The organism is Paenirhizobium selenitireducens ATCC BAA-1503 (assembly GCF_900492185.1).
Taxonomy (GTDB): Bacteria; Pseudomonadota; Alphaproteobacteria; order Rhizobiales; family Rhizobiaceae; genus Allorhizobium; species Allorhizobium selenitireducens_A.
Genome location: NZ_UEYP01000001.1, coordinates 507166 through 519923, shown reverse-complemented (window position 1 = coordinate 519923; position 12758 = coordinate 507166). Strand labels below are relative to the sequence as shown.

The window sequence follows — 12758 nt, the reverse complement described above, 5'->3', positions numbered from 1 at the left end:
CCGTCGGCGACCTCGTCGGTTAACACTCGGCCATTGCGCCTGGCCGTCGTCCCTTGGCGGTGCGGGCTCGTCTGGCGCCGGCCACGCGTGGCCCTCGGGAACGGAGATCCGCATGTCTTCCATCGCAATCCTGCTCAGCATCGTCGGCACCGTGCTGATCGGGGCCATGAGCCCGGGGCCCAGCTTCGTGCTCGTCTCCCACACCGCGATCATCCGCTCGCGCAGGGCCGGCCTCGCCGCCGCGTTGGGCATGGGAATCGGCGGTGCGATCTTCGCCCTTCTGGCGCTCGCCGGCCTTCATGCGCTGCTGGTGCGGGTCGAATGGGCCTATCTGCTGTTCAAACTGCTCGGCGGAGCCTATCTCGCCTATCTCGGCGTGCGCATCTGGCGCGGTGCCAGCCTGCCCCTGCCGCCGGAGCGGGCAGGGCGCGTCGACCACGCTGCCGCCGCTTGGAAAAGTCTCGCCGTCGGCATCGCCACCCAGCTCAGCAATCCGAAGACCGCGCTGGTCTACGGCAGCATCTTTGCCGCTTTCCTCCCGGCCGCGCCGGAGCGCTGGCTGTTCACGGCGCTGCCGCTCGGCGTCTTCGTCGTCGAGGCAGGATGGTATGCGGTGGTCGCGCTGGTGTTTTCAGCCGAGCGGCCGCGGGCCGCCTATGGCCGGGCGAAGCACGTCGTCGATCGCATTGCCGGAGCGGTGCTGGTCGGGCTCGGCGTGCGGCTGATCCTTGATGCGGTCAGAATGCGCCCGGTCTGACGGCAACCACCCGACCGCGTCCCTGACGGATCTCGACCAGCCTCAGTTGGTGCTTTTGTCGTTCTTGCCGTCCTTGGCCGCCAACTGCTTCCAGGAATTCTGCTGGCTCATCATCGAGCGCAGATAGGCGACGTTGGCGTCGGCCTGCTGCGGGTCGAGTTCCTGGCGGGCAATCTGCTCGGCCTCGGGGAAGCGCCCCTGCAGACCGACCACCAGCGCCAGGTTCTGCCGCACCCGGCTGTCGGCGCCGGGCTGCTGCGAGGCCGATCTGAGATAGGTCTCGGCGGTCTTGAGATCGCCGCCCAGCACGTAGGACATGCCGAGATTGGAAAGGATGGTCGGATCGTTGGGCTTGAGGTCGAGCGCCATGCGATAGCGCCCCCTGGCCTCGTCGGACCGTCCGAGCTGGTCGAGCACGGCGCCTTCCGCCGAATAGAGGCGCCAGTCCGGGCGGTCCGGCGTCTGCGCCCGGCCTATGGTCCCGAGCGCCTGTTCCAACTGGCCGGCCGCAGCCTGCGCCTTGCCAAAGGCGGAAAGCACCTCGCGGTCGGAGGGATGGGCGATCGCCACCTGCTGCATGACGGCGAGCGCCTGGGTGTTGCGTCCGGTCATCATCAGGATGTTGGCATAGGCGAGGCCGGTGTTCCGGTCCTTCGGATTGCGCTCGTAGCCGGCGCCTACGGTCGCTGCGGCGCGCGCCAGTTCCGGGGCGTTCATCGTCTCGACCGGCTTGGACAGTTTCGGGATGGACCCGGTCGTCAGAGGCTTCTTCGTCGTCGAGCAGCCGCCAAGGGCCGCAGCCGCGATCAGCACGCAGACGCTGCCGAGAATGCCGATGCGGTGCCGTGGTGAAGTCTGCCGAAGAGCCATGTCGCTTATCCTGGATCGGTTTGCCGGCGCCGCATGTCCATCCGTGCGGACGAAGGCGGCGCAACCTCCACTCAAGCAATAATCTGTTAACCCTAACGGAGTGTTAATAACCCCGATCCGCATTGATTCTCCCAAGAAGGCAGGCCATGGCCCCGTATCAGTATATCGAAAGACCGACCCCCTTCAGCACCAAGGGCGGCCACACGCTTCCCGTCTTCGCTGTCACTCCCGCCCATATCGAAACCGGGACGATCGATCCGATCGCGCTTGACTGGGCGCGCAAGGCCGGTTTCAAGGCGGATGCGGGCTCCCTGCTGTTGATCCCGACCGCCGACGGGCATCTCGGCGGAGCGCTCTTCGGCCTCGGCAGCAATCCGTCGGACAATCCCTTCCTCTCCGCCAAGCTCGCCCGCAGCCTTCCCGCCGGCGAATGGCACATCGAGACCGCGCCGCTGACCGCCAATCGTCTGCTCCTCGGCTATGGCCTCGGCGCCTATCGCTTCGGCCGCTACCGCTCGGAAAAGCCGGTCGAGCCGACGCTGATGATTCCGCAGGATGCCGACGCCGCCGACATCAAGCGCCAGCTCGCCGGCATCTATCTCGCCCGCGACCTGATCAACACGCCGACCAATGACATGGGCCCGGCCGATCTGGAAAAGGCTTTCAGGGCGCTGGCCGATCACTACAAGGCCGAGGTCTCGGTGGTGGTCGGCGACGGGCTCATCGAGCGCAATTTCCCGCTCGTCCACACCGTCGGCCGGGCGAGCGCCCAGGCGCCGCGCCTGCTCGAGATGCGCTGGGGCAAGAAGGGCCATCCCAAGGTGACGCTGGTCGGCAAGGGCGTGTGCTTCGACACCGGCGGCCTCGACATCAAGGGCTCGGCCAACATGCTGCTGATGAAGAAGGACATGGGCGGCGCCGCCAATGTCATGGGCCTTGCCCTGATGATCATGGACGCCAAGCTGAAGATCGACCTGCGCGTCATCGTGCCGGCGGTGGAAAATTCCATAGCCGGCAATGCGTTTCGTCCCGGCGACATCTATCGCAGCCGCAAGGGCCTGACCGTCCAGATCGACAATACCGATGCAGAAGGCCGCCTGATCCTCGCCGACGCGCTGGCCTATGCCGACGAGGACAAGCCGGACCTGCTGATCGACATGGCGACGCTCACCGGTGCCGCCCGCGTCGCGCTCGGCCCCGACCTGCCGCCCTTCTACACCGACGACGAGGACCTTGCCGAGCACCTGATCGACGCCAGCCTGGAGACCGACGACCCGCTGTGGCGCATGCCGCTCTACAAGGGCTACGAGAAGAACATCCGGGCGCAGATCGCCGATCTTACCAACGCGCCCGCCGGCGGCATGGCCGGCTCGATCACGGCCGCCCTGTTCCTCAAGCGCTTCGTCGATAAGTCGACGAAATGGGTGCATTTCGACATCTTCGGCTGGGCGCCGTCCGAGCGCCCGCATTCGCCGGTCGGCGGCGAGGCCCAGGGCATTCGCGCGCTGTACCGCTATCTGCGCACCAATCTGCGCTGAGGCCGGCCTTGAGCGGCGCGCCGGCCTCAAGTGTCGGCGCGCTTGCAATGCCGCGCCGATTGCCGGAAAAGAAGAGGCGACAACGACGTTCCGGATCGGTTGATGAGTGTTGAACTGACCGCCAGCCAGGCCTTGGGCCTGTGGCACCAGGTAAGCCTGCAACAGGTGCAGGAGGACAAGCGCGACCTGACGCTCAGGCAGATGGCAATCCTCTTGCAGATCTATCTGGTGCCACCGCCGCACACCGTGCGCGGCCTGGCCGCAACGCTCGGCGTCACCAAGCCGGTGATCACCCGTGCGCTCGACACCATGGGCGAGATGGGGCTTGTCGACCGGGTGCGCGACGAACGCGATCGGCGCAGCGTCATCGTCAAGCGCACCGTCGGCGGCGCGCTTTTCCTCGAGAAACTGGGGGACCTGATCATCGATCAGGGCCGCAGACTGGGATACTAGAGCAGGTTGGCATTCTTCTTCAAATGCACTCTTGCTCTGGCTTTTTGCTTCTACCCGTTCCGGCGCCAGGATCGCTGCGCGCTTTGACGAAACAGCTTTTGAGAGAGTGACATGGCACTGGACCGCAGATTGCATGCCTATCGCGATGACCTTGCCGACACGGTGCTGCAAGGGCAGGTGACCGCCGCCCGTTTCACCTCCGGCGCGCCCGCCCGTCTCGCCGTTCCGGTCGCCGGCCTTCGGCCGAGGCCGGATGCCGCAAGCGGCATCGACACCGAGCTTCTGTTCGGCGAGGATGTCGCCGTCTTCGATCGCGCCGATGGCTGGGCCTGGGTCCAGGCGACGACCGACGGTTATGTCGGCTACCTGCCGGAGAGCGCGCTTGCCACCGACGGAGGTCAGCCGACCCATCACGTGATCGTGCCGCGTACCTTCGTCTATCCCGGACCGGACCTGCGCTTTCCCGTCTCGGCGGCACTCTCCATGGGCAGCCGCATCGCGGTCGTCGGCGAAGCCGAGACGCGTGGCACTCGCTATTTCCTGCTGGCGGACGGCCGCGCCGTCGTCGCTGGCCACTGCCTGCCGCTGGGCACTTACGCCACCGACGACTATGTGGCGATCGCCGCGCGCTTCCTCGAGACGCCCTATCTCTGGGGCGGCCGCTCCGGTTTCGGCATCGACTGTTCGGGCCTGGTTCAGCTGGCACTGCAGATGACGGGGCGGACCGCACCGCGCGATTCCGACATGCAGGCTTCAGGACTTGGTGCGGTCATCGCCCGCGAGGACCTTCGGCGTGGCGATCTGGTCTTCTGGAAGGGCCATGCCGGCATCATGACCGACGAGAAGACCCTTCTGCACGCCAATGGTCATACCATGACCGTGGCACTCGAGGATTTCGAGGCGGCGGTGAAGCGCATCGGCTGGCTTTACGAAATGCCGACCGGCTATCGCCGGCCGGTCGCCTGAGCAGGGCCTGTGCAGGCAGGCCCGCACCACAGGCCGGGCAACAGGGAGGTGGCCGCAGGGAAGGCGGTTTCCCCTGAGGCGGAAGGGGTGCCGGGCGACGGCTCCGGGGCGGCAGGGCTTGCCACGGCTCTAAGGGCGACGAGCTTGGGGCGACGGGCATTGGCAACGGGTCTTGGGCGAGGCGACCGTGATCCCTATATGGCGACTGGAATGCAGCGGATGAGACAGGGTGTCATGACCATATTCTCGATGATGCGGCGGGCAAGCCAGGCCATCCGCCGGCTTCAGACACAGGCACCGACAGAGCCCTGGTCGCAGCCAATGCGCAGGGCCTTGCCGACCCTGTCCGTCTTGTGCCTCGCCGTCGTCCTCCCAGTCGCGGTCCCCGCCGCGATCCCTGTCGCCAGGGCGGCCGGCCCCTCGCATCCGCCCGCCGCCGCGCCGCAGTCGTTTCACGACTTGCCCGGAGTCAAGCCGCAGTCCGGCGATCTGTTCGGCAACGGCTATCGATGCGAGACGGAACTTCGACAGGTAAGGCAGCGCCACGGCGTGCGCTTTTTCGGCGACGGCGTGCCGGTTCGCGTCTATCGCTGCACCCGCGACGGCGTGGTCTACGAGAGCACCGAGCCGCCCAATCCCTCCGGCGGCTGGTATCCCGGCGTCAATCCCCGCATCATCGACCGCTGACCGGACCCTCGTCGCGAGCCGCCCCGTCCCGTTGAATTTTCGGCAACAAAAAAGCCCGGCGAACCGGGCTTTTTTGTTTTGTTTCCGGACCGTTAGACACGGTCTGAAACGGGAATTTGGTGCCCAGAAGAGGACTAGAAAAATATGCTTATCTAATTGAATTTATAGAGTTTGGATGAGTTTAATTTTGTCTCGTACCAACAAAAATACCAACAAATCGAAATCCCTGTCGTCTCGCTTGCCTTGCTGCCCATCTTTTCGGGTTATCCCCAATAAAGTCAGCCACCCTTGCGGATTGCGGCATCGATCCGGCTGAATTCCTTGCCTTCGATCATTGCGAAGATGCAAGAGCCGCCGGAACGGTCTGCCCACAACTCGCCGACAAGCCGCTTCTCCTTCGAGTCGTCATTGGTGAAGTAGGGCGCACCTTTATATTCTATCACCAGAACGCGCCCGTCGGAAAGCAGGGCGACGAAATCGGGATAGAACTTGTCCGTTGCCGTCTGAAGCCAGAACGAATTCGGCTGTTGAGACGTATTGCGCACCCATGCCTTCACTTCCGGCATGCGCTCCAGATAGACCGCGCATTCGTGCTCCTCGCCGGTCGGCTCCAGATCGCCGATCACGCGGAACAGATGCTTCCTGAAATCCGTCCGCCCCTTGTAGGGTTCGCGATAGGCATAGCGGCTTTCCTCGAAGACAAGCTCCAGCTCGGCGCTAGTCTTGAAGTCCAGCCCACCTTGTGGAATGAGCGCCTGTTGAAAGGCTTGAGTTTCGCGGCCGTCGCGGTGCTTGGCGATCACCTTCACCAGCGCTTCGACAAGCCGAAACTTCGCCCGCGCCAAGGCTTCGAGCGACATGCCGGTTTGTGCGGAAATCAGGTCCAGCGCCTTGGAAATGAAGAGCGTCGAGGAAATGCGGGTAATGTCCCGCCGGGCCGTGAAGGGAAGCCGCCGGTCAAGCCAGTTGACCAGCGCATTCTTCGTCCAGCCGCGTTCCTGAAGGTTGAGCATCAACTGTTCGTGCAGGTCGGTGACAAACTCGACATTGACATGGCCGGACTGATCCACGTCGACATGCGCTTCCTCGCGGGCCTGTCTTGGCGGAACGAAGAAATCCATGATGTGTGCCGGATCGTCGTTTTCGAGCTTCCAGGGAATGTCGAGGAAGTGCCCGCGATCGAAGAGCTGCAAACCGTGCGCGGTCTTCACCGCAAGGCGCGGCACCGCGAAGCGGATAGCGTCCTGTTCCTCGCCGATCGACTTCAGCCGCGCGCCGCGTGACTTGTGCACAAGGGCTTCGACCATGCCGGCGGCAGCATCGGGCAAGGCCAGAAGCAGCGCCGTCTTGTCGTAGTCGGTGAGCGCGCCGCGCGCCCGGATGACCTGCCGTTCGGCATCGAATTCGACACGGCCGCCGGTCAGCGTATGAATGTTCTTTTCGAAGGCTTGGAAGTCCAGTTCGAACGGAACGGCTTCTTCATGAAGATGCGCCAGCCCGCCCGGCTCCAGCCCGTGCAGCGGCTCGGCAACGGCCCGCACCAGCGCTTGCGCTTCGACGCGCTCGAAGCCGTTGTTCACCAGCCCGTCGCGAAGGGTGTTTGCCGCGTTCTGAAAGCTTGTGGTGGTGGCGAAAGCAAAGGCGCGGTTCAGGTCTTCATGGTGCTTGCGCTTGGCGTGGGGAAGGCGAAGCACGCGGCCCAGAAGCTGTTCCACCGCCCGCGCCGATTTCTGCTCGGCAACCGAACACAGCACATAGGCGAAGGAGCAATCCCATCCCTCTTTCAGCGCCTGTTGCGTGATGATGAAGCGTACCTTGCAATCGCGGTCGAACAGATCGACGCCATCGAGCCCTTTGCTGTCGCCGGTTGCAATCACGATATGCTCTTCCGGCACTCGGAAATCGTCGACCAGCAGTTTCTTCACCTCGTCGGCGTGCAGCGTCGGCTTTTCCTTCGAGCGCGGTTCGGCCTGAAGCAGCATGACGGGCCGGACGAATTCGCCCGTGATATTCTCTTCGGCCCGCGCCGTTGCCGAAAGCTCGTCCAGCCAGGCCATGGCGTCGCTGATCGTGTCGCGCGGATCGGCCCGCCCGCGCAGGATGACCGGCAGCTTGATCATCTCTTCGGCCTTGAGTTCCGCTGCCGAGACATGGTGCAGGACATTCGAGGCGTAGATGCCCTTTTCCGGCTTGTGCTCGTCCGGCGTGACCGGCGTTGCCGTCAGCTCCACGATTAGCGAAGGCGAAAGCCGGCCCAGCGTGTCGAAGGACAGGTCGGTGCGGGCATTGTGCGCCTCGTCGACGATCACCATGGGCCGGCGCATGCGCAGCACGTTGGCAAGTGACGGCAGCGGATCGCCGGAAGGTCCGGCTTCGAGAATGGCGCGCTGTTCCTTGGCAATGCCGCTGAAATGGTCCATCAGCTCGCCATTGGCCTCATAGACCTTGCGGCCTTCGGTCTTTTCCACGCGGAAGGCCTGAATGGTTGCCACGATCACCACGGCGCCGCCGTCATAATCGGCGCGCTTGGCATAGAGCGCATCCTGAATGGTCATCACCCGGACATTCTCGCCGAACCGATCGGCCAGCGCCCGCCGGTTCGGATGCGCCCGGCTCGAAAGCGTCGCCAGCGTCTGTTCGCGGATCGTATCGGAAGGCACCAGCCAAAGCACGGTCGGATTGTCGCATCGGAGGAAGGCATCGGCCGCGACCGCGATGCTGTGCGCGGCAAGAATCGTCTTGCCGCCGCCGGTCGGCACGCGAAGGCAGACGTAAGGTAGGCCCGGCAGGCCCGGCGGCTGAAAGAATGGCCGCTTGGTCAGGGCATAGAAGGCCGTGTCGGCATCGTTCAATTCCACCGTCTTTTCGAGAAAGCGGCGAAGGCTGGCGATCGTCTGGAGCTGATAGTTCTTCAGCGAAAAGACCGGAAGGCTCATTGGTCGTCGTCTTTCCGTTTGGCGGCGCGTGTCACCGGCTTTTCCTTGCTCTTGGAAATCATGCGCCCGGCTTCCCGTTCGAAGTCGCTTTCAAAGCTTCGGTCCTGAAGCTCGCGAAAACTCGCATATTCCTGTTCGGCCAAAGCCTTGGCGACCGCATGGCTGACCTTGCCCGCGTCCTTCAGAATTTCGTATTCGTTGAAGGCAAGGAAGGCGTCGAGCTTGGCCATCCAATCGGCCATTTTCATCGGAATTTGTCGCGCGGCTTGGTTTTCGGCGTAGTCCAGATACATGGAAACGATGCGCTCAAGTGCCTTGATTTCGTCCTGATCGAGATAGTTTTTGGCAATCGAGACGTCCGATTTCAGAATTTTGCCATCCGGCGCGTTCTTCCACGTTGTCAGGCCCATATTGGGCTTGCTGGCATCAGCGCGCTTTTTGATGATTTCCGCCGCCGTCTGCCCGGTAATCGCCCAGTGCAGCTTGTTCTGCACCGTCTTGAAGAAGGTTTCCGTGATCTCGGAATCCTTCGAATAATCGAAGCTGCACTGTTCATAAATGTCGGTGATCTTGAGATAGAAGCGCCGCTCGCTCGCCCGGATTTCCCGAATACGCTCAAGCAGCTCGTCGAAATAGTCCTTGCTGAAACGCTTGTTGAGCTTCAATCGCTCATCATCCATGGCAAAACCCTTGATGATGAACTCTCGCAAGACCGACGTCGCCCAGATGCGGAACTGTGTCGCCCGGCGACTGTTGACGCGGTAGCCCACGGCAATGATGGCGTCGAGATTGTAGAAGCTCGTCAGATAGCTCTTTCCGTCGTCGGCAGTCATTCGGAATTTCCGAATAACTGAGTCTTCCTGAAGTTCGCCTGTTCGGAACGTGTTTTTCAAGTGCTCGTTGACGGTCGGAACTGTCACTTCGAACAATTCCGCCATGCGCTTCTGGGTCAGCCAGAAGCTCTCGTTCTCAAACAGCACTTCGACGCGCACCGAACCTTCAGGCCCGGAATAGAGAAGAATTTCGCCCTCAATTGGCGGCTTTTCATCGCCCATCGCCTCAAATCCCCTCAATCTGATAGGGAATTTGCTTGAACGTGATGCCAAGGGCGGAAAGCCGGTCATCCGGCACCGTGCAGCCCTCGGCATAGACGATCCGCGCGCCGGCAAAATCCTTGTCCGGCAGCGGCAGTGCTTCGAGCACCGCGCCCGTCAGCACATTGCCCGCCTGTTCGCGCGCCACGCCCACGGCCTCCGCCGAATGCAAGAGATAGATCGCCCGGTTCTGGAACGTACCGATCAGCGGCGAGGCGCCGTCGGCACGCTTGGGGATCGGCGATCCGGTTTCACAGAAGAACACATGCGCGGCGAGGTCGGGAAAGGTGACAGCCGGCGAGACATTGCCGTCGGCATCGAACAGCGGTTCGCCCAGGGTGCAGAAACGGAAGCCGCCGCCGCCTTGCCAGCCGGTATCGCCTGTGATGCCGCGAGTATCCTCTCCGTTAACCACTTTCTTCAGACGGGGCACCGCATAATCGGCCGTGTGTCTCTCCATCTCTACTGCGATGAACTTCCTCCCCATTTTCATCGCTGAAGTTGCTGTCGTCCCTGAGCCCGCGAAGCTGTCAAGCACCAAGTCCGCCGGACTCGAAGCAATCTGAAGGATGAAATAGAGAAGTTCCTCCGGTTTAGGTGTCTGAAACGGTTCTCGATCAGGTAATAGCTTACGCAGATGGTCTCGCTTAGCACTTTGATTGGTTCCGCCGATCTCTCCGGGTATCCAAGTTCTCGGAACGACACCATCCTGAACGTCAGTCAGATATCTCTTAATGATCGGAAGGCTGTCGCCGTCGGCACCGAAATACACTCGGTTTTCTTCTAATGCGTCTTCAAAGGTGCTTTGCGAGAACCGCCAGTAGTTGCCTTCCGGCGGCTGTACCACGCGACCAGACGGCAGTGTTATGGGAAATCGCAGAGACTCTGTCCCACTCTTAGCCGTGCCATTGTCGCCTTGGAGCCATACCCCTCGCGGATCACGGTCAGGGTTCTTGTATCGTGAAATCTGATGCAGGGAACGAGGCAACAGATTACGTTGCTTCGCGAAAATATCCTTGTCTTTGGCGAAGCAATGTACGTACTCGTGAGCACCAGATACGTCTGTATCGCCTCGGCGGCCTTTATCCTTCTCCCACGCAAAGGTCGCCACTAAATTCGATCGACCAAATATGTCCTCTAGCAGTATTCGTGCGTACGGCCCCTCATTATCGTCGCACGAGACCCAGATGGAACCGCTTTCCACAAGGAATTCCTTAAGTAATTTAAGGCGCGGGTACATCATGCACAGCCACTTATCATGGCGCGACAGGTCTTCCGCTTCTTTGCCCACGACGCTGCCGAGCCAGGCGCGGATTTCCGGCGAGTTCACATTGTCGTTGTAGACCCAGCTTTCATTGCCGGTGTTATAGGGCGGGTCGATATAGATGCATTTCACCTTGCCGGCGTAATAGGGCAAGAGCGCCTTCAGCGCTTCGAGATTGTCACCCTGCACCAGCAGATTGCCGGCATCCGGGTCGCCATGGCTTTTGTCCTTGTCGCAATGGATCAGCCGATAGGGAACCTCGCGATGATGGTTCACGACGGCTTTCTTGCCGATCCAGTCGAGTGTGGGCATGTCCGGTCCTGCAATCTGTCATTGGTTCGCTGACAGCTTTGTAAAGTCCGGATTTGGCCCTGTCACGCTTTCTTCCGCATTCGTTCCACAAGCGCGGCGAGCTGTTCGAAGTCGTCGCCCGCCCGATCGGCACCAGCCGCTTCCTCCTTCAATCCGGTGATAATCTCCGCCTGCCGGCTGGTCGCCACCGTGCCATAACTGGTGAAAGTCGTCAGCACCTGCTCATGGCCGAGATTCTGGCTCCAGGCCTTGAACTCTTCCGGCGTGCGGCAACGCTGTAGGCCCAACATGACAAGCGTATTCCGCAGGCTGTGCGGATTGGCATAGGGCAGGCCCGCCGCCTCGAAGGCGCTTTTGAAAATGCGCCGAATGGCGGATGCGTTCTTCCAGTGATCGCGCGAAAGGCCAACGGCGCCGAACAGGCCGGCATTGGTCAGCGCGACCTTAGTTGCCGGAAACAGCGGATCATCCGTGCCGAACCATAGCTTGCTCTTCAGATGGTCGATCCATTCGGCAAGCACCGCTTCGACGTCTTCGCCGATGGGGAAGAAGAAGGTAGTGAAGGTTTTGCGGCCCTTGGTCCTTACGTCGCGTGCATCCTGAAACACACTTCGCGCGGCAAGATCGACATGCTTCAGCCTGAAGGACGCCACCGCATTGTCGCGCGCGCCGGTCAGGAGCGTGAAGGCAACAATTGCCCGATCGCGCTTCTCCACGTCGCTGCCGGCCGGCATGGCGAAGATGACGCGTCGAACCTGCTCCAATGTCGGCACCTTCTTGTCGCGCCGGGCCGTGGCAATGCGGCTGTCATTGGCGCTTGGGTTGAAATAGTCCGCGTCGGCATAGGAAATCCGCGACCTGTAGCCCGGTTGGCCGGCAAGCCAGAAGACGAAGGCTTTGAGTGTCATCAGCCGCGAATGGATCGTCGCCTTGGACAGCGGCCTGCCGGTTTTCGCATTGCGCTGCTTGGCCAGGTACGCCTTGAAGCCCTTCGCCTGCTCGATGTGGAAGCCCGCGAAATCCCGATAGTTCGCCCATTGCTCAAAACCCGCGATGGCGGCGGCGGCCATGTCGATGCTGCTCACATCCATTCTCTTCGCTTCCTTCAGGTAATCGAAATAGCGGCGCTTGATCCGCTCGTTTTTCGGGTGGTGTTTCTTCATGCCTTCAGCTCCTTTTCGAAGTGATCATTGCAACGGGGATTGCCCATCTCGTTTAGGCGTGGATCACCTTGGGGAAATGAAACCGCTGCTTGGCGCTCCAGAAGAGCCAGCTTCGAGGCGCTGACGTTCTTGTGCATGATCGTTTCGCATTCTTCACAGATCGCGCTGAGCTGCCCGCTGAGGGCCGTTTGCGGGATATAGTCGATCAATCCGCCGGCAGCGGCTTTCGGCTCGCGGCAACGGAAGCAGAAGAATTCGGCAAGCCCGCATCGCTGTTTCGGCTTGCCCCGCTTGTCGAGAAAGGCGCGCAGATCGCCGCCCAGGATCAGGAAGGGCCGTTGGTCGGCAAGGTACGGCAATCCCGCTTTCAGCCATCGACGCACGCTGCCTTTCGCCACACCCAGGACGTTGGCCGCTTCTTCCGTCGTGTAGCTGTAATGCTGCTTGATCGCCCGCCGGTTCGGGCGACGCCCGGCCATTCACCGGCCTCCGCTGTCGATCAGCGATCGAATGTCTTCCACTCGCCACGCGGTGATGCGCGGGCCAAGCTTGACCGGCTTCGGAAACCGCCCGTCCTTGATGCCGGCCCACCATGTGGACTTGCTGACAGGGATCGGCCCGTTCGGCGCGATGATCGCGGAAAGCCGGACGAAGCCGGTCGTGGGGAAATGGGTATTGTTCGGCATGGTGCCACCTCGTCTTGGTTGAACTGAGGTGG

Annotated in this window: 12 protein-coding genes; 5 read left to right on the top strand and 7 right to left on the bottom strand. The window is 61.9% G+C overall.

Annotated features, from left to right (window positions below; translation table 11 throughout):
* Positions 1–112: 112 nt before the first annotated feature.
* Positions 113–757 carry a LysE family translocator gene (locus tag RHIZ70P_RS02500; protein ID WP_115668786.1) on the top strand — a complete coding sequence of 215 codons (645 nt, stop codon included), beginning with the start codon at positions 113–115 and terminating at the stop codon, positions 755–757.
* 42 nt (positions 758–799) lie between these two features.
* Here the strand turns inward: RHIZ70P_RS02500 and RHIZ70P_RS02495 are convergent, their stop codons facing one another.
* The gene (locus RHIZ70P_RS02495) at positions 800–1627 is read right to left on the bottom strand and encodes a tetratricopeptide repeat protein (RefSeq protein ID WP_115668785.1); all 828 of its coding nucleotides are present in this window, start codon (positions 1625–1627) and stop codon (positions 800–802) included.
* 146 nt (positions 1628–1773) lie between these two features.
* On the opposite strand from RHIZ70P_RS02495, the gene RHIZ70P_RS02490 reads away from it, so the two are divergent.
* The 4 genes from RHIZ70P_RS02490 to RHIZ70P_RS02475 all read left to right on the top strand — a co-directional run bounded on the left by RHIZ70P_RS02490 (position 1774) and on the right by RHIZ70P_RS02475 (position 5271).
* Positions 1774–3165: a leucyl aminopeptidase family protein gene (locus tag RHIZ70P_RS02490; protein ID WP_115668784.1), complete on the top strand. Its 1392-nt coding sequence runs from the start codon at positions 1774–1776 to the stop codon at positions 3163–3165.
* Between the two features lie 102 nt (positions 3166–3267).
* Complete coding sequence (locus RHIZ70P_RS02485) at positions 3268–3618, top strand: MarR family winged helix-turn-helix transcriptional regulator (protein WP_115668783.1); 351 nt, start codon at positions 3268–3270, stop codon at positions 3616–3618.
* Positions 3619–3729: 111 nt separating this feature from the next.
* Positions 3730–4584, top strand: a complete 855-nt coding sequence (locus RHIZ70P_RS02480) for an NlpC/P60 family protein (RefSeq protein WP_115668782.1) — start codon at positions 3730–3732, stop codon at positions 4582–4584.
* A gap of 234 nt (positions 4585–4818) precedes the next feature.
* Positions 4819–5271, top strand: coding sequence for a hypothetical protein (locus RHIZ70P_RS02475; RefSeq protein ID WP_115668781.1), 453 nt, complete (start codon positions 4819–4821; stop codon positions 5269–5271).
* 278 nt (positions 5272–5549) lie between these two features.
* Here RHIZ70P_RS02475 and RHIZ70P_RS02470 read toward each other — a convergent pair whose 3' ends face one another.
* The 6 genes from RHIZ70P_RS02470 to RHIZ70P_RS02445 form a co-directional block, all read right to left on the bottom strand.
* Positions 5550–8207: a DEAD/DEAH box helicase gene (locus RHIZ70P_RS02470; RefSeq protein WP_115668780.1), complete on the bottom strand. Its 2658-nt coding sequence runs from the start codon at positions 8205–8207 to the stop codon at positions 5550–5552.
* Positions 8204–9262: a virulence RhuM family protein gene (locus RHIZ70P_RS02465; RefSeq protein WP_115668779.1), complete on the bottom strand. Its 1059-nt coding sequence runs from the start codon at positions 9260–9262 to the stop codon at positions 8204–8206. Before RHIZ70P_RS02465 ends, RHIZ70P_RS02470 begins: the two co-directional genes overlap by 4 nt.
* A gap of 4 nt (positions 9263–9266) precedes the next feature.
* Entirely contained in the window at positions 9267–10877 is a 1611-nt protein-coding gene (locus RHIZ70P_RS02460; protein WP_115668778.1) for a site-specific DNA-methyltransferase, read from the bottom strand.
* A 62-nt stretch (positions 10878–10939) separates the two neighbouring features.
* Complete coding sequence (locus RHIZ70P_RS02455; protein ID WP_115668777.1) at positions 10940–12040, bottom strand: tyrosine-type recombinase/integrase; 1101 nt, start codon at positions 12038–12040, stop codon at positions 10940–10942.
* Positions 12037–12519, bottom strand: a complete 483-nt coding sequence (locus tag RHIZ70P_RS02450) for a helix-turn-helix domain-containing protein (protein WP_115668776.1) — start codon at positions 12517–12519, stop codon at positions 12037–12039. Before RHIZ70P_RS02450 ends, RHIZ70P_RS02455 begins: the two co-directional genes overlap by 4 nt.
* A complete protein-coding gene (locus tag RHIZ70P_RS02445; RefSeq protein WP_115668775.1) occupies positions 12520–12726 on the bottom strand; it encodes a helix-turn-helix transcriptional regulator in 207 nt (68 codons plus the stop codon). It abuts the gene before it with no gap.
* Positions 12727–12758 lie beyond the last annotated feature (32 nt).